16 protein-coding genes and 1 pseudogene are annotated in these 22,244 nt (G+C 72.1%); 11 read left to right on the plus strand and 6 right to left on the minus strand.

Going from position 1 to position 22,244, the window contains the following annotated elements; translation table 11 throughout:
• Positions 1-574 (minus strand): helix-turn-helix domain-containing protein (locus tag ACZ7EG_RS02155; RefSeq protein WP_471070924.1); only part of this gene is annotated, 574 nt, incomplete at its 3' end.
• A 233-nt stretch (positions 575-807) separates the two neighbouring features.
• Between ACZ7EG_RS02155 and ACZ7EG_RS02160 the strand changes: the two genes are divergently transcribed.
• On the plus strand, positions 808-1,236 hold the full coding sequence (locus ACZ7EG_RS02160; protein WP_221759049.1) for a peptidase inhibitor family I36 protein: 429 nt from the start codon (positions 808-810) through the stop codon (positions 1,234-1,236).
• 80 nt (positions 1,237-1,316) lie between these two features.
• Here the strand turns inward: ACZ7EG_RS02160 and ACZ7EG_RS02165 are convergent, their stop codons facing one another.
• Both ACZ7EG_RS02165 and ACZ7EG_RS02170 read right to left on the minus strand, forming a co-directional pair.
• Entirely contained in the window at positions 1,317-2,936 is a 1,620-nt protein-coding gene (locus tag ACZ7EG_RS02165; RefSeq protein ID WP_471072435.1) for a SulP family inorganic anion transporter, read from the minus strand.
• Positions 2,937-3,568: 632 nt separating this feature from the next.
• Positions 3,569-4,174: a carbonic anhydrase gene (locus ACZ7EG_RS02170; RefSeq protein WP_471070927.1), complete on the minus strand. Its 606-nt coding sequence runs from the start codon at positions 4,172-4,174 to the stop codon at positions 3,569-3,571.
• A 217-nt stretch (positions 4,175-4,391) separates the two neighbouring features.
• Between ACZ7EG_RS02170 and ACZ7EG_RS02175 the strand changes: the two genes are divergently transcribed.
• The 5 genes from ACZ7EG_RS02175 to ACZ7EG_RS02195 all read left to right on the plus strand — a co-directional run bounded on the left by ACZ7EG_RS02175 (position 4,392) and on the right by ACZ7EG_RS02195 (position 9,280).
• The gene (locus tag ACZ7EG_RS02175; protein ID WP_471070930.1) at positions 4,392-5,216 is read left to right on the plus strand and encodes a response regulator transcription factor; all 825 of its coding nucleotides are present in this window, start codon (positions 4,392-4,394) and stop codon (positions 5,214-5,216) included.
• Positions 5,213-6,697: a sensor histidine kinase gene (locus ACZ7EG_RS02180; protein WP_471070933.1), complete on the plus strand. Its 1,485-nt coding sequence runs from the start codon at positions 5,213-5,215 to the stop codon at positions 6,695-6,697. Before ACZ7EG_RS02175 ends, ACZ7EG_RS02180 begins: the two co-directional genes overlap by 4 nt.
• A 199-nt stretch (positions 6,698-6,896) precedes the next feature.
• Entirely contained in the window at positions 6,897-8,054 is a 1,158-nt protein-coding gene (locus ACZ7EG_RS02185; RefSeq protein ID WP_471070936.1) for an alkaline phosphatase PhoX, read from the plus strand.
• Positions 8,055-8,163: 109 nt separating this feature from the next.
• Positions 8,164-8,670, plus strand: coding sequence for an excalibur calcium-binding domain-containing protein (locus ACZ7EG_RS02190; RefSeq protein WP_471070939.1), 507 nt, complete (start codon positions 8,164-8,166; stop codon positions 8,668-8,670).
• A 91-nt stretch (positions 8,671-8,761) separates the two neighbouring features.
• Positions 8,762-9,280: an NUDIX hydrolase gene (locus tag ACZ7EG_RS02195; protein ID WP_471070942.1), complete on the plus strand. Its 519-nt coding sequence runs from the start codon at positions 8,762-8,764 to the stop codon at positions 9,278-9,280.
• Positions 9,281-9,416: 136 nt separating this feature from the next.
• Here ACZ7EG_RS02195 and ppdK read toward each other — a convergent pair whose 3' ends face one another.
• Complete coding sequence (gene ppdK / locus ACZ7EG_RS02200; protein WP_471070945.1) at positions 9,417-12,164, minus strand: pyruvate, phosphate dikinase; 2,748 nt, start codon at positions 12,162-12,164, stop codon at positions 9,417-9,419.
• A 406-nt stretch (positions 12,165-12,570) separates the two neighbouring features.
• A complete protein-coding gene (locus tag ACZ7EG_RS02205; RefSeq protein WP_471070948.1) occupies positions 12,571-13,797 on the minus strand; it encodes an ROK family transcriptional regulator in 1,227 nt (408 codons plus the stop codon).
• A gap of 121 nt (positions 13,798-13,918) precedes the next feature.
• Here ACZ7EG_RS02205 and ACZ7EG_RS02210 point away from each other — a divergent pair, with 121 nt between their 5' ends.
• From ACZ7EG_RS02210 to ACZ7EG_RS02220, 3 genes are all read left to right on the plus strand, one after another.
• The gene (locus tag ACZ7EG_RS02210) at positions 13,919-15,331 is read left to right on the plus strand and encodes an MGH1-like glycoside hydrolase domain-containing protein (protein ID WP_471070951.1); all 1,413 of its coding nucleotides are present in this window, start codon (positions 13,919-13,921) and stop codon (positions 15,329-15,331) included.
• Complete coding sequence (locus ACZ7EG_RS02215; protein WP_471070954.1) at positions 15,328-17,265, plus strand: amylo-alpha-1,6-glucosidase; 1,938 nt, start codon at positions 15,328-15,330, stop codon at positions 17,263-17,265. The genes ACZ7EG_RS02210 and ACZ7EG_RS02215 overlap by 4 nt, the downstream gene beginning before the upstream one ends.
• 151 nt (positions 17,266-17,416) lie before the next feature.
• Positions 17,417-19,249 (plus strand): sulfatase-like hydrolase/transferase, encoded by a 1,833-nt coding sequence (locus ACZ7EG_RS02220; protein ID WP_471070957.1) that lies wholly within the window; start codon positions 17,417-17,419, stop codon positions 19,247-19,249.
• Between the two features lies 1 nt (position 19,250).
• On the opposite strand, the gene dusB is transcribed toward ACZ7EG_RS02220, so the two are convergent.
• Positions 19,251-20,384: a tRNA dihydrouridine synthase DusB gene (gene dusB, locus ACZ7EG_RS02225; RefSeq protein WP_471070960.1), complete on the minus strand. Its 1,134-nt coding sequence runs from the start codon at positions 20,382-20,384 to the stop codon at positions 19,251-19,253.
• A gap of 77 nt (positions 20,385-20,461) precedes the next feature.
• Between dusB and ACZ7EG_RS02230 the strand changes: the two genes are divergently transcribed.
• Positions 20,462-21,907, plus strand: a complete 1,446-nt coding sequence (locus ACZ7EG_RS02230) for an MFS transporter (RefSeq protein WP_471070963.1) — start codon at positions 20,462-20,464, stop codon at positions 21,905-21,907.
• 40 nt (positions 21,908-21,947) lie between these two features.
• Positions 21,948-22,169: pseudogene (locus ACZ7EG_RS02235) on the plus strand (MFS transporter); the annotation flags it as partial.
• Positions 22,170-22,244 lie beyond the last annotated feature (75 nt).

Raw genomic sequence — 22,244 nt, forward strand, 5'->3', positions numbered from 1 at the left:
CGTTGGCGGGCCCGGCAACCCGACCCGGGGCCGAATCCGTAGCGGTCTCGGCGCCCCGGCCCAAGGCCGAATCCGTGCCAGGCCCGGCGCCCCGGCCCGAGGCCGAATCCGTGGCGCCTGCCCGCCCCGCGGCCTCGGATTCAACTCGGTTGTCCTCCTCTTCCTCCGCACCGGCCGCGGAGCCGACACCGGCACCGGCACCGGCACCGGAGCTGTCACCGGCTCCGGCACCGGCACCGGCCGTGGAGCCGACACCGGCCGCGGGACCGGCACCGATACCGGCACCCGCACCCGCACCGGCACCGGCACCGGCCGCGGCGGCGGCCCGCGCCGCGTCGGCCAGGGCCCACAGGCGGTGCAGGGTGCGCAGTTCGGCCGGGGTCGCGCCGCAGACCGTGGCCAGCCGGTGCACGCTGCCGTAGTCCTGCGGCACCGACGTACCACGGCAGTAGCGGTGCAGGGTCGAGCCCGCCAGGCCTGACTTCCTTGCGAGGGCCTCGTAACTCAGTCCGGACCGGCTCTTGAGTGAACGCAACAGCGCGGCGAACCGCTCCGTTTCAGGGCATGCGGACAACGCCATTCCCCCCTCGGGAATCCCCAACGGACGCTGGTCGGGCGTCTCGTGCCGACACTGTGCCACCAAAGGCGTCCCATGGCCGTCCCAACGGTTCAGGAACGCGCCAGGCAGGCGCCGGGACGCCGTCCCGGCATCCCAGACGGCCCCCGCGTCCTTGCCCGGCCCGGTCCTGCCTTGCCAGCGTCGGGCCGTCCGCTCCACCGTCCCCGACCTCCGAGGAGACCAGGCTCATGCGCCTTTCCGTACGCCGGCACTCTCGTACGAACTCGCTGCTCGCGGTTCTCACCGTCAGCGCCGCCGCCGTCACCGCCCTGGCCGTGCCGAGCTCCGCGTCGGCGGCCCCGGCCGCGCCCGCCGCGGTGGACTGCGCGTCCGGGCACATCTGCTTCTGGACCGGAGCCAACTTCACCGGCAGCAAGTGCGCGTGGGACGTGGCCGACCCCGACTGGCAGAGCGGTGCCGTCAGGTGTTCCTGGGCCGCCACGACCAACGTGAAGTCGGTGTGGAACGCCGGCACCAGCAGCTCCACCGGTGTCGCCTACTACCGGGGCGCCAACTACTCCGACCGCGTCGGCTGCACCCGTCAGCAGCACGGCGGCAACCTGGCCGGCACGTACAAGGTCCGCTCCCACCGGTGGATCTCGGGCAGCTGCGGCTGATCCGGCCCCCGGCACGAACGCGGTGGCGTGCACGCCTGCTCGGGCGTGCACGCCACCTCGGCATGTCCCCCACGGACGGGTCAGCCCACGAGGGGTGAGCGCGCGTGCTCCTCCGGGAGGGGCCGCGTGTCGAGATAGAACCACTCGGCGTCCGCCGGGGGCCAGGGCGGTGGTTCCGCCGCGACCTCCTCGGCGGCGGTGACCGGACGCCTGGGCAGCGGCGCCGTCGCCGGGCCCTCGAAGGCGGGCGGCGCGGCACCGGCCTGCTTCGCCTCCCCCGGCATCAGCAGCTCCACCCGCAGCCCCAGCCCCCGCTGCTGGGCGGTGAACTCCTCGACCTGCTGGCGGCAGGCGTGGTCCAGGTGGGTCACGCCGGTCAGGTCGAGCCGGATCCGCGGCTTCCCCGACGCGGCGGCCGCCTCCAGCGCGTCGATCACCTTCGGCAGCCGCAGGAACGTGGCGTTGCCCGCCATGACGACCTTCGCCGTGTCCTGCTCGACGTGCTGGCGGACCACGGTCTGCGACATGCGCAGCGCGGCCAGCACGATCCCCGCGGCGAGACCGAACAGCACGCCCTCCAGCAGCGCCGTCGCCACGATGACCAGCATGGTCAGCGTCATCACCGCGAACTCGCCCCGGTCCTGCCGCCACATCTTCGGGAACTCGGCGGGCCCGAAGAGCTTCCAGCCGCTGTGCACGAGGACGCCGGCCAGCACGGAGATCGGGATCAGCGCGAGCACCTGCGGCAGCAGCAGCGCGAACGCGAGCAGCCACAGGCCGTGCAGGGTGCGCGAGAGCCGCGTCTTGGCACCGGCCTGGACGTTGGCCGAACTGCGCGCCACCACCGCGGTGATGGGGAGCGCGCCGAGGAGCCCCGCGACGGTGTTGCCGGCGCCCTGCGCGATCAGCTCGGTGTTGTAGCGGGTGCGCGGACCGCTGTGCATCCGGTCCACGGCGGCGGCCGTGAAGAGGCTCTCCGCGGACGCGATCACCGTGAAGGTGAGGATGGCGGTGATGATCGTCCCGTCGGCCAGTCCCGCGAACTGCTCGGCCCCCGGCACCTCCACCGAGTCGAGGAGGTTGCCCACCTGAAGCGTCTTCACGTCCACGCCGGGCAGCGCGGCGACGAGCACGCCGATGCCCACGGCGACCAGGGCGGCGGGGATCTTCCCGGCCGGTCCGGGCACCTTCTTCCAGACGAAGCTGAGCACGATCGTGACGACGCCGAGCAGGGTGGCGATCATCGCCTGCGGGTCGGTGAGGACGCCGGCCAGCAGCCCGGGGATGCCGGCCATGTTCTCGATCGGGGTGCCGGGGGCCTTGGCGTCGGCCATCGGGTAGGCCTGGCTGAACATCAGCGGTACGCCGATGCCGGCGAGCATGCCCTGGACGACGGCGACGGAGATGGCCTGGAACATCCGGCCGAGGCGCACCAGTCCCAGGACGATCTGGAGGAGGCCGGCGAACAATACGATCACGCCGAGCATGGCCACGCCGACCTCGGCGACGGTCTCCGCGACCAGCGCGGCGAGCCCCGCGGCCGGGCCGCTGACCTGGAGCGTGCTGCCCCGGACCGCGCCGACGACCAGGCCGCCGATCACCCCGGAGATGATCCCGAGTTCGGCGGGAACGCCGGAGGCGACGGCGACACCGATGCACAGCGGCAGGGCGACGAGGAAGACGACGAGGGAGGCGGTGATGTCGGTGACGAGGTCCCCCCTCGCTCCGCCCTTGCCCCCACCGGCTCCGCCCTTGCCTCCACCGCCCTTGGCTCCACCTCCCTTGGCTCCACCTCCCTTGGCTCCACTGACCAGACCACGGATCAGCCCACCGAGCGCACCGACGCCCGAGAGGCCCGGCCCGCCGGGGGTATTCGAGCGCCGCGGGGCATCCGTGCGGCCCGAGGTATCCGGGCGGCCCGGAAGACCTCCGCCCGGCCCGCGGTCCGAGAGTCCCCCTGATCCGCTCCCTGACCAGCCACCCGACCAGCCGCCCGACCAGCCACCCGTGTCCCCCGCCCGACCCCCATCCGACCAGGCCCCCGCATCCCCCACCGGGCCGGCGTCCGACCAATTCCCCGAAGCCCCGGCCGGACCCCCACCCGACCAACTCCCCATGTCCCCCGCCGGATCCCCACCCGACCAATTCCCCGTGCCCCCGGCCGGACCCCCACCCGACCAGCCCCCCGAACCCCCCACGGAACCGGTCCCCCACTCGGCGTCGCCCCCCGGTGGCGGCCCGCCCCCCTGTCGGCCGCCCTCGCCGCCCGACGGCCCTGCGTAGCGCCCGCCCCCCGGGCCTTGCCAGGTCCGCCCCCGCGCATGCGCCCCGCTCACGCGGCGTGCACCCGGAAGTCGCCGTCGTCGCCGAGTTCGTACACGAAGCCGGTGTCGACCTCGTAGTACCAGCCGTGCAGCCGGAGCCGGCCCGAGTCGACGCGTTGCCGCACCACGGGGTAACTCCGCAGTGCCGCCAGCTGGTTGACGACGTTGCTCTGGGAGACCTCCGGCAGGGACGGGTCGTCCGGCGCGCTCTCCAGCACGGAGGTCAGCTCGGGGCGGGCGATGCGCAGCCAGGCGTCCACGCCGGGCAGTGCCGACAGGTCGTCGCCGGACTTCAGCGCCCCCATCGCACCGCAGTGTGAGTGACCGCACACCACGATGTCCTGAACCCCGAGCACCTCCAGTGCGTACTCGATGGTGGCCGCCTCTCCACAGGCCCCGGGCCGTCCGTAGGGCGGCACGATATTTCCCGCGTTCCGAAGCTCGAATATCTCCCCGGGTCGCGCACCCGTGATCATCGCGGGTATGACACGCGAGTCCGAGCAGGTAATGAACAGCGCCTCCGGATATTGCCCTTCAGCCAGTTTCCGAAATTCGCCGCTGTCGAAATCGACGCGCGTCCTGAACGCGCGGGCACGATCCAGCAAATCCTTCAACGCACTCTCCTGAGCTGGGTGTTCATCCGATGCACCCCACCGTAGACGGCCTACCTACAGAGGAAGGTTAAGCAAAGTACAGAGCCCGGACAGCAATTGAACATTCTTTGCCCTCATTCCCATATACGGCGTCTTCTTGTAGCGTGTGAACTCCGCGGCAGGGAATGCGAATTGACGCTGCCCGGATTCATGCCGGTTTCACGGAGAGACAGGACGTATGGGCCTACGAGTGCTGCTCATCGAAGACGACGAGACGATCGCCGAGCCGCTCACCGAAGGGCTCGGCCACTTCGGGCTGACGGTCGACCACGTCGCCACCGGGACGGACGGCCTGAGAGGCCCGTACAACGACGTCGTCCTGCTCGACCTGGGGCTGCCGGACATGGACGGCATCGACGTCTGCCGCGGCATCCGGCAGGTCTCCGACGTGCCCATCGTCATCCTCAGCGCACGCGGTGAGGAGGCCGACCGCGTCCTGGGCCTGGAGCTGGGCGCCGACGACTACCTGGCGAAACCTTTCAGCGTGCGTGAACTGGTCGCCCGGGTCCGTGCCGTGACCCGCCGCACACAGCGCACCCCCCAGGCGTTCCACGAGGCCCCGGGCACACGGGGCACCCCGGAGCCGCCGCCGTACGAGCCGGCTCCGGCGCCCGCCCACGAGCCGGCCCCGGCGCTGTCCTACGACCCCCCCGCGACCACCTCGTACGACCCCGCCCCCGACCCGCCGCACGACCCGGGACCGCTGGTCGTGGACCGCCGTACCCGCCAGGTCTGGGTCGGTGACGCCCCCGTCCTGCTCACGCCCAAGGAGTTCGACCTGCTGGCGCTGCTCAGCGAGGACCCGGGCGCGGTCTACTCACGGCAGCAGATCCTCGACCGCGTCTGGGACCCGCACTACGACGGCCCGACCAAGACCCTGGACGTCCATGTGGCCGCGCTGCGCCGCAAGTTGGGGCACCCTGCGTGGATCAGGACGCTGCGGGGCGTCGGTTTCCGGCTGTCGGTGCACACGGGTCCCACCGCGCAGGTGGCCTCTCCGTGACCCGCCGGCTGCTGCTCAGCTACCTCAGCCTCGCGGCGTTGGTGCTGCTCTGCCTGGAGATCCCGCTGGGCTTCGTCTACTCGCGCGGCGAGCGGGAGAGAGTCGTCAACGCGGCGAAGGACGAGGCCGAGTCGGTCTCCGCGTACGCCGCGCTGTCCCTCGCGGCGGGGCGGGCCGAGCGGGACCTGCCCACGCGGGTGGCGCACTGCGCGGAGCGCATCGGCGGGAAGGTGGTGATCGTCGACGCCTCGGGCGCACCGCTCGCCACCTCGCACCCGGTGGACGCCGGGGTCTCCGGCGACCTGGCCGAGCGGCCGGGCATCGCGGCCGCGCTGCGGGGCACGTCGACGGTGGACGTCCGTACCTCCACGATCGGCGGGGTGGAGTATCTGTCCGTGGCGGCTCCGGTCGGCCAGGAGGCGCAGCCGACCGGCGCGGTGTGGCTGACGGTGCCCACCCGGACCGTGCACGAGCGGGTCCACCATGTGTGGCTGCTGCTGGCGCTGGGCGGACTGGCCGTGCTGACGGCGGTCGCCGTGGTCGGGTTCGCGTTCGCCCGCTGGGCGGGCCGCCCCATCCGCGAACTGGAGCAGGCGACGCACGACTTGGCCGACGGTGGACGGTTCGCACCGGTGACGATCACGAAGGGACCTCCGGAAGTCCGCAGTCTGGCCGCCGCGTTCAACCACACCGCCGCCCGGCTCGCCCATCTGCTGGCGTCCCAGCGGGCGTTCGCCGGCGAGGCCTCGCACCAACTGAAGACACCCCTGGCGGCGCTGCGGCTGCGCCTGGAGAACCTGGAGCCGGACATCGCCGCCCGGGCCCGGGGCAGTCTCACCGCCGCCGTCACGGAGACGGACCGGCTGGCCCGGATGGTCGAGCACCTGCTGGCCATGGCCCGGCTGGAGGAACACGCCGTCATTCCCGCCACCGTCGACCTGGGCGCGGTCTGCGCGGAGCGGCACCGGACGTGGCAGCCCCTGTTCGCGCGGGAGGGCGTCTCCCTCGTGCTCTTCGCGGGGAGCGTGGGGCCGGTGCTCGCGGTGCCGGGGGCCGTCGAGCAGATCATGGACAACCTGCTGTCCAACGCCCTGCGGGCGTCCCCGGCGGGCAGCACCGTCACGATCGAGCTGCGGCTGCAGGCCCCGCCCCGGCGGGCGTTGCGCGACAGCAGGCCCCGCTGGGTCGACCTGCACGTCACCGACGAGGGCCCGGGCATGACGGAGGAGCAGCGGACCCGCGCCTTCGACCGTTTCTGGCGTGCCCCGGGCGCGCCCAAGGGCGGTACGGGACTGGGTCTCGCCCTGGTGCAGCGCCTCGCCCATGCCAGCGGCGGCGAGGCGGCCCTGCGCGCGGCGGCGACCGGCGGCCTGGACGTGGTGATCCGGCTGCCGGCGGCGCGAACGCAGGGCGAGAGCGGCGGGCATGGCGGGGACCGGCCGAGGCGGCCGAGACTGGAGGCGCCGGCGCTGCCCGCGTAGAGGGCCACCGAGCGCAGAGGCCCACCCGCGCAGAGGCCCGCCCCGCGCAGGGCACTGGCGGCACACAGCACGCCGCCCCACGGCCACGAGCTGTCCACGCCCCGTCAACTCTGTCCGCTTAGCGTCCCTTCCGCCTCCCCTCACGCACAACCCTGCCGTCGACCGGCGGCAGGGCGGTACGGCACCTCTTGGAGTGAGAGTGGAACGTCGTAACCTCCTGCGCGCGGCCGTCCTCGGCGGTACCTCCGCCGCGCTGGGCGGAACCCTGTGGCGCGGCGCCGCGCACGCGGCCCCGGCCCAGCCCGGCACCGGCCCCTACGGGCCGCTGGGCTCCCCCGACGCCAACGGCATCCGACTCCCCAGCGGCTTCACGAGCCGGGTCATCGCCCGCTCCGGCCAGCGCGTCGGCAGTACGTCGTACACCTGGCACAACGCCCCGGACGGCGGCGCCTGTTACGCCGACGGCACGGGCTGGATCTATGTCTCCAACTCCGAGATCAACCCCTCGGGCGGCGCGAGCGCGGTGAAGTTCTCCTCGACGGGAGCGATCACCGGCGCGTACCGCGTCCTCTCGAACACCCGGCAGAACTGCGCGGGCGGCAAGACGCCGTGGAACACCTGGCTGTCCTGCGAGGAGGTGTCCCTCGGCTACGTCTACGAGACCGACCCGTGGGGCACGAACGCGGCGGTGCAGCGCGCGGCGATGGGCCGCTTCAAGCACGAGGCGGCGGCCGCCGACCCGGTACGCAAGGTCATCTACCTCACCGAGGACGAGTCGAACGGCCGCTTCTACCGCTTCGTCCCGACGACCTGGGGCGACCTGTCCTCCGGCAAACTCCAGGTGATGGTCGCGGGCAGCGCCACGAGCGGCTCCTTCACCTGGACCGACATCCCCGACCCCGACGGCTCCCCCACCGCCACCCGCTCCCAGGTCTCCGGCTCGAAGTCCTTCAACGGCGGCGAGGGCTGCCACTACGCGAACGACACGGTCTGGTTCACCACCAAGGGCGACAACCGCGTCTGGCAGCTCAACCTCCTGAACAACACGTACGAACTGGCCTACGACGACTCCCTCGTCAACGGCACGGCCCCGCTCACCGGTGTCGACAACATCACCGGCGCCTCCTCCGGGGACCTCTTCGTCGCCGAGGACGGCGGCAACATGGAGATCTGCGTCATCACCCCGGACGACGTCGTCGCCTCGTTCCTGCGCGTCGACGGCCAGTCGAGCTCGGAGATCACGGGCCCGGCCTTCTCCCCCGACGGCACCCGCCTGTACTTCTCGAGCCAGCGCGGCACCACCGGCAGCTCCTCGGGCGGCATCACCTACGAGGTGACGGGCCCGTTCCGCTCGTAGCCCCACCCTCCCCCTTCACATGGCCATTACAAAATGGTCACCCTTCCTTCATCCCGGGCCGCAGGGTCCTACGGTCATCCCCTCACGTACGACCCCTGGGGGGATGACCATGACCAACCCGCACACCGGCCCGCACAACAGTCCGTACCCGGCGCCGCCGATGCCGCAGCCCGGCAGACCGGCACCCCGCTGGGCCCGGAAGCGCTACATACTGCCCGCGCTCGCGCTGGCCCTGTTCCTCGGTGTCGGTATAGGCGGCGGTGGGGAGACCACCGCCGACGCGAAGCCCGCGTCCGCCAAGCCGCAGCCGACCGTCACGGTCACCGCGACGACCACCGCCACGGCCACCGCCACCCCGCTCGCCGAGAAGCCGAAGCCCGCCCCCACCGTCACCGCCACGAAGACCGTGAAGGTCACCACCACGGTCACGGCCCAGCCGGCCGGGGGCGGCGGCTCCGACGACGGCGGCTCGGGCGGCTCCGGCGGCTCCCAGGACGTCTTCTACGGCAACTGCAGCGAGGTCCGGGCCGCCGGTGCCGCCCCCATCCACCGGGGCGAACCCGGGTACGCGTCCCACCTGGACCGGGACGACGACGGGGTCGCCTGCGACACGTGACCCGGCGCGCCGGTGACCATCGGCGGGTCCGGCCGTTCCACCGGTTGGGCAGTTCGCAGCGGGCTGCCCGGCCGACGGAAGGAACACCACCGTGGACACGACCGTGCCCGTCCCGAACGCGCCGGGTGTGCTGCCCCGTGCCGAGTGGGTCAAGACACTGCCGCAGACCATCGTCGCGTCCTGCGTCCTGCTGCTCGACGCCGAGGACCGGATCCTGCTGCTGCGCTACGCGGGGGGCCTGCCCGCCGCGGGGCTATGGGGGCTGCCGGGCGGCATGCTCGACCACGGTGAGGACCCCCTCGGGGCCGCGCGCCGGGAGCTGCACGAGGAGACCGGCATCGCCCTGGACGGGGACCTGCGGTTCCTCGGGTACGACCACCGGGCCGATGTGCTGGAGACGGGGCCGGTGATCGACTTCTACTTCCACGGTGGCCGGCTCCCGGCCGGACAGCCCGTCCGGCGCAGCTCGGAGCACGATCACCACGGTTTCTTCGCCCTCGCCGACCTGGAATCGACGCCGCTGGCGACCGGGTTGCCCACCCTCACCGCGCTGGTGACCGCGGCCCGGGCCGGCACCGTCGTGTGCCTGCGGGAAGGGCTCCCCGGATAGGCCGGGACGCCGAAGGGGCGGCACCTCCGCACAGGTGCCGCCCCTTCTTCTCGTGCTCCGGAGCCGCCGCGATCGGTGAGGGTCGGGGACCGCCGACGGCTCCGGGTTCGTGCGTGGCCCCGCACGGGCCACGGTGCTAGCGGTGGTCGCTGCCCTGGGACTGGACCGCCGCCCGGCCCGCTTCCAGGCGGGCCACCGGGATGCGGAACGGGGAGCAGGAGACGTAGTCGAGTCCGACCTCGTGGAAGAAGTGGACCGACTCCGGGTCGCCGCCGTGCTCGCCGCAGACGCCGAGCTTGAGGTCGGGGCGGGTCTCGCGGCCGGCCTTGGCGGCCAGCTTCACCAGCGAGCCGACGCCGTCCTTGTCGATCGTCTCGAACGGCGAGACCCCGAAGATGCCCTTCTCCAGGTACGCCGTGAAGAACGAGGCCTCCACGTCGTCACGGGAGAAGCCCCACACCGTCTGGGTCAGGTCGTTCGTGCCGAAGGAGAAGAACTGCGCCGCCTCGGCGATCTGACCGGCGGTCAGCGCGGCGCGCGGCAGCTCGATCATCGTGCCGATGGACAGCTTCAGCTGCGCGCCCGAGGCCGCCTCGACCTCAGCGATGACCGCGTCGGCCTCCTCACGCACGATCTCCAGCTCCTGGACCGTGCCCACGAGCGGGATCATGATCTCGGCGCGCGGGTCGCCCTTGGCGGCCTTGCGCTCGGCCGCGGCCTCGGCGATGGCCCGGACCTGCATGGTGAACAGGCCGGGGATGACCAGGCCGAGGCGCACGCCGCGCAGACCCAGCATCGGGTTCTGCTCGTGCAGGCGGTGCACGGCCTGGAGGAGGCGCAGTTCGTTCTCGTGCGGCTCCTGGCGGGACTCGGCGAGGGCCACCCGGACCGACAGCTCGGTGATGTCCGGGAGGAACTCGTGCAGCGGCGGGTCGAGCAGACGGACGGTGACCGGGAGACCGTCCATCGACTCGAAGAGCTGCACGAAGTCCTGCTTCTGGAGCGGGAGCAGCTGCTTGAGGGACTCCTCGCGCTCGGCGTCCGTGTCGGCCAGGATCAGCCGCTCCACCAGCTCGCGCCGGTCACCGAGGAACATGTGCTCGGTGCGGCACAGGCCGATGCCCTGGGCGCCGAAGCGGCGGGCGCGCAGCGCGTCCTCGGCGTTGTCGGCGTTGGCGCGCACCCGCAGACGGCGCTTGCGGTCGGCGAAGGCCATCATCCGGTGGACGGCCTCGACCAGCTCGTCGGCGTCGTCGGCGCCCGGGTGCATCCGGCCCTCGAAGTACTCCACGACCGGCGACGGAACGACGGGTACCTCACCGAGGTAGACCTTGCCGGAGGAGCCGTCGATGGAGACGACGTCGCCCTCCTCGACGACGTGCCCGCCCGGCACGGTCATCCGGCGACGCTTGGTGTCGACCTCCAGCTCCTCGGCGCCGCAGACACAGGTCTTGCCCATGCCGCGCGCGACCACGGCCGCGTGGGAGGTCTTGCCGCCGCGCGAGGTCAGGATGCCCTCGGCGGCGATCATGCCGTCCAGGTCGTCGGGGTTGGTCTCGCGGCGGATCAGGATGACCTTCTCGCCGGACCGCGACCACTTCACGGCCGTGTAGGAGTCGAAGACGGCCTTGCCGACGGCCGCGCCCGGGGAGGCGGCGATGCCCCGGCCGACCTGCTGGACCTTCGCGTCCTCGTCGAAGCGCGGGAACATCAGCTGCGCGAGCTGGGCGCCGTTGACGCGGGTGAGCGCCTCGGCCTCGTCGATCAGGCCCTGGTCGACGAGCTGCGTGGCGATGCGGAAGGCCGCGCCCGCGGTGCGCTTGCCGACACGGGTCTGGAGCATCCAGAGCACACCGCGCTCGATGGTGAACTCGATGTCGCAGAGATCCTTGTAGTGGTTCTCCAGCGTCTCCATGATCTGCATCAGCTGGTCGTACGACTTCTTGTCGATCTGCTCCAGCTCGGCGAGCGGCACGGTGTTGCGGATGCCCGCGACGACGTCCTCGCCCTGCGCGTTCTGCAGGTAGTCGCCGTAGACGCCCTGGTGCCCGGAGGCGGGGTCGCGGGTGAAGGCGACACCGGTGCCGGAGTCGGGGCCGAGGTTGCCGAAGACCATGGAACAGACGTTGACGGCCGTGCCCAGGTCGTGCGGGATGCGCTCCTGGCGGCGGTAGAGCTTGGCCCGGTCGGTGTTCCAGGAGTCGAAGACCGCGTGGATGGCGAGGTCCATCTGTTCGCGCGGGTCCTGCGGGAAGTCCCGGCCGGCCTCCGTCTTGACGATCTTCTTGAACTTGGTGACGAGCTTCTTGAGGTCGGCGGCCTCCAGCTCGGTGTCGACCGTGACCTTCTTGGCCGCCTTGGCCGCGTCCAGCGCGTCCTCGAAGAGCTCGCCGTCGACGCCCAGGACGGTCTTGCCGAACATCTGGATGAGGCGGCGGTAGGAGTCCCAGGCGAACCGGTCGTCGCCGGCCTGCTTGGCGAGGCCCTGGACCGACTTGTCGGAGAGGCCGATGTTGAGGACGGTGTCCATCATGCCGGGCATGGAGAACTTGGCGCCCGAGCGCACCGACACCAGCAGCGGGTCGTCGGCCTGGCCGAGCTTCTTGCCCATGCGGGCCTCGAGCGCGTCGAGGTGGGAGCTCACCTCGTCACGCAGTGCCGCCGGTTCCTCGCCGCTGTCCAGGTAGACCTTGCAGGCCTCGGTGGTGATGGTGAACCCGGGCGGGACCGGAAGGCCCAGGTTCGTCATCTCGGCGAGGTTCGCGCCCTTGCCACCGAGGAGGTCCTTGAGGTCCTTGTTGCCCTCGGTGAAGTCATAGACGAACTTCACGCCCTCAACGCTCGCGGCCTGCTCGGCTACCGGGAGATCTTTGTTTTCCGACACGGGTCTCGACTCCTCGAGGACGCGGTGGCTGCCCTGACGGGCAGGAACATACCCAGATCAAAGGCGTCTGGGTACGTCCACTTGTGCGTCATGCGCCTGTAACCACTCGTCCGCCAGCGGATCGAAAGTCAAGGCTGAGCAAGCGATCGCAGCCGCATGTTTTCACTTCTTGAACGCAAGAGCCTCCTTGGAGACCTCTGACCGCTCATGTGAGCGGAGTTTCCGCACATGTGAGTTCGCTCGATGAACGATCAAAGGGTGGCACTCAGTGCCACTCTTTGGAGAAGTGCAGCCGCTCACGATCCGCTCATCTGAGCGCAACCCTTATCAGGGGTGGCGAGAATCACGCTGCCACAAGCGCCGGGATTTCACCATGCGGACGTGCACCGGAACCGAAACGCGGCCGTCACACCCCGAGTGCGCGCAGCCGCTCCTCGGCGCGCTCGGGCGCGTAGAGGTGCTCCACGACCATCGCACCGGCTCCGACCAGCGCGGCCCGCTCGCCCAGCCGTGCGGTCACGACGTCCAGGTGAGCCGTGGAGCGGGGCAGCGCCCGCTGGTACAGCAGTTCGCGCACGCCTGTCAGGAAGGGAGTTCCGGCCAGATCCCCGGCGATCATCAGGACTCCGGGGTTGAGCAGTGTCACGACGGTCGCGAGGACGTCCCCGACGCGGCGCCCGGCCTCCCGGGCGAGTCCGACCGCCTCCGGATGTCCGGCCGCCAGCAGATCCCGTACGTCCGAGCCGGAGGCCGCCGGCACCCCCGCTTCCGCCAGCCGCCGGGCCACGGCGCCGCCGCTCGCGACGGCGGCCAGACAGCCGTACGAACCGCACCGGCACAGCGCCCCGGCGCCCTCCGGCACCCGGATGTGCCCGATGTCGCCGGCGCCGCCGTCGGTGCCCCGGAACACCGAGCCGTCCACCACGACCCCGGCGCCGATGCCGGTGGAGACCTTGACCAGAACGAAGGCGGAGCAGTCGGGGTAGGCGGTGCGCTGTTCGCCGTACGCCATGAGGTTGGCGTCGTTGTCCACCAGCACCGGCACCCCGGTGGCGCCCGCGTACTCGGTGAGCGCCCGGGACAGCCGGCCCCTTATGTCGTAGCCGTCCCAGCCGGGCATGATCGGCGGCTGGACGACGCGGCCGGTCTCGGTGTCGACCGGGCCGGGCACCGCGAGCCCGACCCCGCAGACCGCCTCTGCCCCGTGCCCCGCCTTCTCCAGCAACTCGGCGAACCAGCGGCCGAGCTCACCGAGGACGCTGTCCGGCCCGTGCTCGACGACGAGGGTGCCGGAGTGCTCGGCGAGGATCTCGCCGCTCAGCGACAGGACCGCCGCCCGGGCGTGCCGGGTGTCGAGGTCGGCGGCCAGGACCACCGCGTGCTCGTCGTCGAACTCCAGGGTGATGGAGGGTCGCCCGCCCAGCGGCGAGTCCACCGGTCCCCCGGCGCCCTCGCGCAGCCAGCCCGCACGGAACAGCCGGTCCAGCCGCTGCCCGACGGTGGCCCGGGACAGTCCGGTCGCCTGCTGCAGCGCACCCCGGGTCACGGCACGGCGACTGCGCACCAGTTCGAGCAGATCGCCGGCGCTCGCCTGACCCGTACCTCGTCCGGTTCTCCCGGGCTGTCCGGTCATGTACACCCCCTTGTGTTTCCCAACCCTGCATTACATATTGGGTTTTGCGTGTTAAATAGACGTAACCCTACGGTAGCCCCTGCCGATCCCGGTCAGAAGTACGTCTTTGGGAGAGCCCCGAGTGGATCGCATCGCCCAGCTCACCACGCGTCCCGCGGGGCGCGAGATCGCATACGATCCGGCCGCCGCGCCGCCTTCCCTGCACGTCAGGGCCGCACAGGTCCTGGAGGGCAACTGGACGGGCCGGTCCACCGTGCCCTCGCGCGGCCTGTATCCGCACCAGTGGTCGTGGGACTCGGCGTTCATCGCGATCGGCCTCAGGCACCTCTCGCCGTTACGGGCGCAGACGGAACTGGAGACGCTGCTGACGGCCCAATGGGCGGACGGGCGGGTCCCGCACATCGTCTTCAACCCCTCCGTCCCCCTCGACGCGTACTTCCCGAGCCCCGACTTCTGGCGTTCCTCGACCGCCGGGCGCACCGCCGGCGCCCCGCGCACCGTACAGACCTCCGGGATCGTGCAGCCACCGGTCCACGCCCTGGCCGCGTGGCTGGTGCACCTCGCCGACCCGGGCCTGTCCAGGGCGCGCGGCTTCCTCACCCGGGCGTACCCCCGGCTGGCCGCCTGGCACGACTACCTCCTGCAGCGTCGCGACCTCGGCGGGGACGGGCTGGTGTCCGTCGTGCACCCCTGGGAACAGGGTATGGACAACAGCCCCTGCTGGGACCGCCCGTTGTCCCGCGTCACCCCCGCCCCGGCCCGCTCCTTCCGTCGCGCCGACCTCGACCACGGCGCCCCCGAGGACCGGCCGACGGATCTGGACTACGGGCGGTACGTGCGGCTGGCCACCGACTACCGGGACCGCGGATACCTGGACGGCCCGGGTGATTTCGCTGTCGAGGACCCGGCGTTCAACGCCCTGCTCATCGCCTCCGAGTACGCCCTGGCACGGATCGCGCGGGAGCTGGGCGCGGCGGACCCGTCCCGGCTGAGCCGCGCCGAGCGGCTGACCGCCATGCTCGTGGAGCGGCTGTTCGAGCCGGCGGCGGGGATGTTCCTGTGCCGGGACGTGCGCGCCGGGGAGCTGATCCCCGAACGCGGCGTCTCCGGGCTCGTGCCCCTGCTGCTCCCCGCCCTGCCGCACGACCTCGCGGCCACCCTGGTCCGCACGGCCTGCGGCCCGCACTTCGGCCTCGGCGGCACGACCCGCCTGGTCCCGAGCTACGACCTGCTCGGCGAGTCCTTCGACCCGCACCGCTACTGGCGCGGCCCGGCCTGGTTCAACACCAACTGGCTGCTGGAGCGCGGGCTGCGGCTGCACGGCGAGCGCGGCCGGGCCGACGCCCTGCGCAAGGGCATGCTGCACACCGCCGGCGCCTCCGGCTTCGCGGAGTACGTCGACCCGTACACGGCACAGGCCTGCGGCGTCACCGGTTTCTCCTGGACCGCCGCGCTCACGCTCGACCTGCTGCACGACCGGCCCGCACGGGGCAGGAACGGCCTCACAGCGATCACGGAAGGGGACCGGGGATGACGGACCGGCATCATCTGCTCGTGCACGGCCGGACGTTCGCCGCCGTCGGCGACCGCGGCGACATCAGCGGCTACCGGGGCGGCAGCGCCCCGGACGGCATGTTCGTACGGGACGCCCGGCATCTGAGCCGGTGGCAGCTCACCGTCGACGGGGCGGTGCCCGACACGCTGACCCCGGTGGCCGACGGGGACACCGCGCGCTGCGTGCTCGTCCCGCGCTGCGGGCGGGACGAACCGCCCGCGTACACGCTCTTCCGCGAGCAGGCCGTCGGGGACTCCTCGTTCGTGGAGTCGCTGCGCGTCACCAGCAACCGTCCGGTGCCGACGACGGTCCGCCTCGCGGTCACCGCCGACGCCGACTTCACCGACCAGTTCGAGCTGCGCTCCGACCACCGCACCTACACGAAGGCCGGCGCCGTACGCTCCCGCCACGTGCTCGCACACGGCGTGGAGTTCGCCTACCGGCGCGGCGAATGGCGGTCCGTCACGACCGTGACCGCCGACCCCCCGCCGGACGCCGTGGAGGAGACCGGCACCGGAGCCCGCCGTCTGGCGTGGACCCTGGACCTCGAACCGCACGGCACGGCCGAGCTGACCCTGCGGGTCATGGCCCGCCCGCACGGCGACCTGCGCGCCCTGCGCGTGCCCCGCTCACCCGCCGCCGCCCAGGAGCAACTGCGTGCCCGGGAGGACGAGTTCGTCCGGGATGTGACCTTCGCGGCCGGCTGGCCCCAGCTGGCCGCTGCCTGCACCCGGGGTCTCGCCGACCTCGCCGCCCTCCAGGTCCCGGCCACCGGCCCGGACGGCGAGGCACTGTGCGTCCCGGCCGCCGGCGCCCCCTGGTTCCTGACGCTGCTGGGCCGGGACGCCCTGCTGACCTCGCTGTTCGCCCTGCCCTACCGGCCGGGTCTGGCCGCCGCCACGCTGCCCGCGCTCGCCGCGACCCAGGCCACCGGAACCCGTGCCGACGAGATCGCCCAGCCCGGCAAGATCGTGCACGAGGTGCGGCACGGCGAACTGGCCCACTTCGGCCAGGTCCCCTACGGCCGCTACTACGGCTCGGTCGACGCCACCCCGCTCTTCCTCGTCCTGCTCGGCGCGTACACCGAGCACACCGGCGACACCGGCCCGGCCCGCCGTCTCGAACCCCACGCCCGCGCCGCGATCACCTGGATGCTCGACCACGGCGGCCTGACCTCGCGCGGCTACCTCGTCTACCGCGCCGACCAGGGCGGCCTCGCCAACCAGAACTGGAAGGACTCCCCCGGCGCCATCTGCTCCGCCGAAGGCACCCGTCCGCACGGGCCGGTGACGGCGGCGGGCGCCCAGGGCTACGCCTACGACGCCCTGCGCCGCACGGCGGGCCTCGCCCGCACGGTGTGGCAGGACGCCACGTACGCGCACCTGCTGGAGCAGGCCGCCGGCGACCTGCGCGAGCGTTTCCAGCGGGATTTCTGGATGCCGGAGCACTCCTTCCCGGCCCTCGCGCTCGACGGCCGGGGCCGACAGGTCGACGCGTTGGCCTCCGACGCCGGGCACCTGCTGTGGTCGGGGCTGCTGGACAAGGAGTACGGCGAACTCGTCGGCCGGCGGCTCCTCGAGGCGGACTTCTTCTCCGGCTGGGGCGTGCGCACCCTGGCCGCCGGGCAGCCGGCGTACCACCCGCTCTCCTACCACCGCGGCTCGGTCTGGCCGCACGACAACGCGCTGATCGCCCTCGGCCTGGCCCGCTACGGGCTGCACGACGAAGCCCGCGCGATCGCCCACGGCCTGGTCGACGCGGCGAGCGCGACCGGCCACCGGCTCCCGGAGGTCCTCGCGGGCTACGGCCGCGACACACACCCGGAGCCGGTGCCGTACCCGCACGCGTGCGTGCGTGAATCCCGTTCGGCGTCGGCCCCGTTGGCGCTGCTCACGGCGGTCGGGGTGGTCTGAGGGCCGGTTGGCCCGCCGTTTGCCGGGTGTTTGCCCAGCGCTGGCCCGGCGGGCTGAACACACCCGGGGAACACCCCGTACGGAACAGTGGCGGACCCGTACCCCCACCCGGGTCCGCCACCTCACCGGTTCCGTACGGAAGGACCTCCGGGTGCCTGTCTTCACACGCTTCAGCGAGTCGTCGCGGCCGGGCGACGGCGTTTTTGAGGCCGAGGCCGAGAAGGCGGCGGGTGGGGACGGCGGGGAGGACGAGGGAGCGCAGGCGGTCACGCCCGATCCCGCCCCGGCCGCCTCACGTGTCGGCCTCGGACCCCGCTTCACTCGTCTGCGCACCTGGCGTACCCGCCACCCCCGGGCCGCCCGCGCCGTCCGTCTGGCCACCACCGTCCTCGCCGCCGCCCTGGTCGTGGGCGCCCTGCTCCTCCCCAACACGCTCCCCGCCCTGATGGCGGTCAGCTTCGCGCGGATCCCGGCGGAGGCGGTCCTCGGGGCCGTCGTCGTCCTGGCGCTGCCGCGCCGGCCCCGGCTGGTGGCGGCGGTGCTGTACGGGCTCGGCCTCACCGTCCTGACCACGGTGAACCTGCTCGACATGGGGTTCAACGAGTACCTGGGCCGGGGCTTCAACGCCGCGCTCGACTGGGACCTGCTCCCCGACGCGCAGGCGTACGTCGAGGACACGCTCGGCGGGGGCGTCGCGACCGCCGCCGCCGTCGGCGCGGTGGTGCTCGTGCTGCTCGTGGCGGCCGTCATGGTCGCGGCGTCGATCCGGCTCGCCGACGTGCTGGCACGCCATCGGGTGCGGGCGTCCAAGGGCGCCCTGATCGCCGGCACCGTCTGGGTCGCCTGCTCCGCCCTGGGCCTGACGCTGTTCGGCGGGCCGATCGCCTCCGAGCGCGGGGCCGGGGCCCTGAAGGTGCACGCGCAACGGACGGTGGAGTCGCTGCGGGACGAGGCGGCGTTCGCGCAGCAGTCCAAGGCGGACAGCTTCGGCAACACGCCGCCCGGTGAGCTGCTGCCCGACCTGCGCGGCAAGGACGTGATCTTCACGTTCATCGAGAGCTACGGCCGCAGCGCCATCGAGGACCCGATCATGGCGCCGGGCGTCGGCCGGACCCTCGACACGAGCACCAAGGCCCTGGAGAAGGCCGGTTTCGCCGCCCGCAGCGGCTGGCTGACCTCGGCCACGTACGGAGGCAGCAGCTGGCTCGGCCACTCCACGACCATGTCCGGCCTGTGGATCGACAACCAGCGCCGCTACCGCACGGTCAGCGCGGGCGACCACCTCACCCTCACCAAGGCCTTCCAGAAGACCGGCGCGTGGGACACGGTCGGCGTCATGCCGGGCGTCCAGAAGGGCTGGCCGGAGGAGAAGTGGTACGGCCTCGACAAGCTCTACGACTCGCGGGACCTGGGCTACCGGGGCCCGAAGTTCAGCTGGTCGACCATGCCCGACCAGTACGCGCTGGAGGCGTTCCAGCGTCAGGTGCACGGGAAGAAGCGCGACAAGCCGCTGATGTCCTTCGTCATCCTGACCTCCAGCCACCAGCCCTGGGCGCCCATCCCGAAGACGGTCGGCTGGGACGAACTCGGCGACGGCTCGGTCTTCGACGCGATCCAGAAGGCCGGCAACAAGGCCTCGGACGTCCTGACCGACACCACCAAGTCCCGCGAGGAGTACGGCAGGTCCATTCAGTACTCGGTCTCCAGCCTCACCCAGTGGCTGGAGCGCTACGGCACCGACGACACCGTGCTGGTCTTCCTCGGCGACCACCAGCCCATCGCCCGGGTCAGCGGGAACGGGGCCTCCCGGGACGTGCCGGTGTCGGTCGTCGCGAAGGACCCGAAGGTCCTGGACAAGGTCGCCGGCTGGAACTGGACGGAGGGCCTCAAGCCCGACCGGGACGCGCCCGTGTGGAAGATGGACTCCTTCCGCGACCGCTTCCTGAAGGCGTTCGGCTCCACACCGCACCCCTCCAAGGGCTGATTCAGCCGCCGGAGGTGTCGAGTTCGGCGTCCTCGCCGACCCCGGCGCAGTCGTAGGGGTCCTTCAGCCAGCCGTCCGGCAGCACCACGCGGTTGTTGCCGGAGGTGCGGCCCCGGGGTCCGTCGGCGCCGGTCGGCCAGGGCTGGTCGAGGTCCAGCTCGTCCAGGCCGGAGCGCAGCTCCTCGAGGGACGAGGTGATCGCGAGGCGCTTGCGCATCTCGGAGCCGACCGCGAAGCCCTTCAGGTACCAGGCCACGTGCTTGCGGAAGTCGACGACGCCCTTGGACTCGTCGCCGATCCACTCGCCGAGCAGCGTGGCGTGCCGGACCATGACGTCGGCGACCTCGCGCAGGGCGGGGCGGGCGATGTCCTCGGTGCGGCCCTCGAAGGCGGCGACCAGGTCCGCGAACAGCCAGGGCCGCCCCAGGCAGCCGCGGCCGACGACCACGCCGTCGCAGCCGGTCTCGCGCACCATCCGCAGGGCGTCCTCGGCGGACCAGATGTCGCCGTTACCGAGCACCGGGATCTCCGGCACGTGCTCCTTCAGCCGGGCGATGGCGTCCCAGTCGGCGGTGCCGCCGTAGTGCTGGGCGGCGGTGCGGCCGTGCAGGGCGACGGCGGTGACGCCCTCCTCGACGGCGATCCGGCCGGCGTCGAGGAAGGTGATGTGGTCGTCGTCGATGCCCTTGCGCATCTTCATCGTCACGGGCAGGTCGCCGGCGCCGCTGACGGCCTCGCGCAGGATGGCCCGCAGCAGGTTCCGCTTGTAGGGCAGCGCGGAGCCGCCGCCCTTGCGTGTGACCTTCGGCACCGGGCAGCCGAAGTTCAGGTCGATGTGGTCGGCGAGGTCCTCCTCCGCGATCATGCGGACGGCCTTGCCGACGGTCGCGGGGTCCACGCCGTACAGCTGGATCGAGCGCGGCGTCTCCGTCGCGTCGAAGTGGATCAGCTGCATGGTCTTCTCGTTGCGTTCGACCAGCGCCCGGGTGGTGATCATCTCGCTGACGAACAGGCCCTTGCCGCCGCTGAACTCTCTGCACAGAGTGCGGAAGGGCGCGTTGGTGATCCCGGCCATGGGGGCCAGGACGACAGGGGGCCGGACGGTGTGCGGGCCGATCTGGAGGGGCGTGGACATGCCTCCATTGTGCCGTGCAATGAGATGGCAAAATTCATTAGTTAGCCACACTATCGAAGTCGGCTACGATGGACCGCATGCCCGAGCTCAGCCCCCGCCGCCGCATGCTGGTGCTCGCGATCTGCTGCATGAGCCTGCTGATCGTGAGCCTCGACAACACGGTCCTTAACGTGGCCCTGCCGTCCATGCAGCAGGACCTGCACGCCAGTACGTCGGGTCTGCAGTGGACGATCGACGCGTACACCCTCGTCCTGGCCTCGCTGCTGATGCTCGCGGGCTCCACGGCCGACCGGATCGGCCGCAAGCGGGTCTTCATGGCCGGTCTGGTCGTCTTCACCGCCGGCTCGGTGCTGTGTTCGCTCGCGCCGAACCTGGAGGCGCTGGTGGCGTTCCGGATGGTGCAGGCGGTGGGCGGCTCGATGCTGAACCCGGTGGCCATGTCGATCATCACCAACACCTTCACCGATCCGCGCGAGCGGGCCCGGGCCATCGGCGTCTGGGGCGCGGTCGTCGGCATATCGATGGCCGCGGGCCCGCTGGTCGGGGGCCTCCTCGTCGACTCCGTCGGCTGGCGCTCCATCTTCTGGATCAACCTGCCGGTGGGCTTGGCGGCCCTGCTGCTCACCCTGCGCTTCGTCCCCGAGTCCCGCGCCCCTCGCGCCCGCCGCCCCGATCCCGTCGGGCAGGTGCTGGTGATCGCGCTGTTCGGCTCGCTGACGTACGCGATCATCGAGGCGCCGAGCACGCCGTTCAGGTCCCTGGCGCCACTGGCCGTGGTCGCCCTCGCCGCCCTGACGGCACTGCTCGCCTACGAGCCGCGCCGCAAGGAACCGCTGATCGACCTGCGCTTCTTCCGCTCGGCACCGTTCAGTGGGGCGACGGTCATCGCGATCAGCGCGTTCGCCGCGCTCGGCGGCTTCCTGTTCCTGTCGACGCTGTACCTGCAGAACGTACGGGGTCTGACCGCCCTGGAGGCGGGCCTGTGGATGCTGCCGATGGCCGTGCCGACCTTCCTGTGCGCGCCGCTGTCGGGCCGCCTGGTGGGCACGCATGGTCCCCGCCCGCCCCTGCTGATCGCGGGCTTCGCGATGACGACGAGCGGTGTCCTGTTCGCCGCGTTCGAGGCGGAGACCTCGAACGTCACGCTCTTCGCGGGCTACGTCCTCTTCGGTATCGGCTTCGGGTTCGTCAACGCGCCCATCACCGACACGGCGGTCTCCGGCATGCCACGCGCCCAGGCGGGCGTCGCGGCGGCGGTCGCCTCCACGAGCCGCCAGCTCGGGCAGACGCTGGGGGTCGCGGTGGTGGGCGCGGTGCTCGCCTCGGGCATCGGCGCGTCCTCGTACCGGGACACGTTCGTGTCCGCGGCGCGGCCCGGGTGGTGGATCCTCGCGGTGTGCGGGTTCGCGGTGCTGGCACTGGGAGCGGTGACGAACGGACGGTGGGCCCGGGGCACGGCCGAACGGGCCGCCGCGAGGCTGGAGTCGGCGCACGTGCGGGACGCCGCCGAGGTCCGTGTCTGAGCGGACGGCATCTCTCACGGCCGGTCGCCGATCCGGTCGTACCGAAGTGCCGCCCGCCCGCGCCGGTGTCGGCAGCGGCGTGATGATCACCACCCAGCAGCCGGCGCCGGCCCTCGGTGTGGCGACCCTGGGCACGCTGCTCCCGTCCCTGGCCCCGGGGATGGGCATGCGGGACGCCCTGGTCACGACTCCGCTGGTGCAGCTCGGCGGTGTCGTGCCGACCGGCCCGCTGGTCCTGCGACTGCCCCGCACCATCGCCTGAGGTCCCTCACAGCCTGATAACCCTCTTCCGGGGAAACCCTGTTGATGCCCGTCTTACTGCACACTCCTTGCTGCG

This window comes from Streptomyces sp. NPDC037100, from assembly GCF_055606225.1.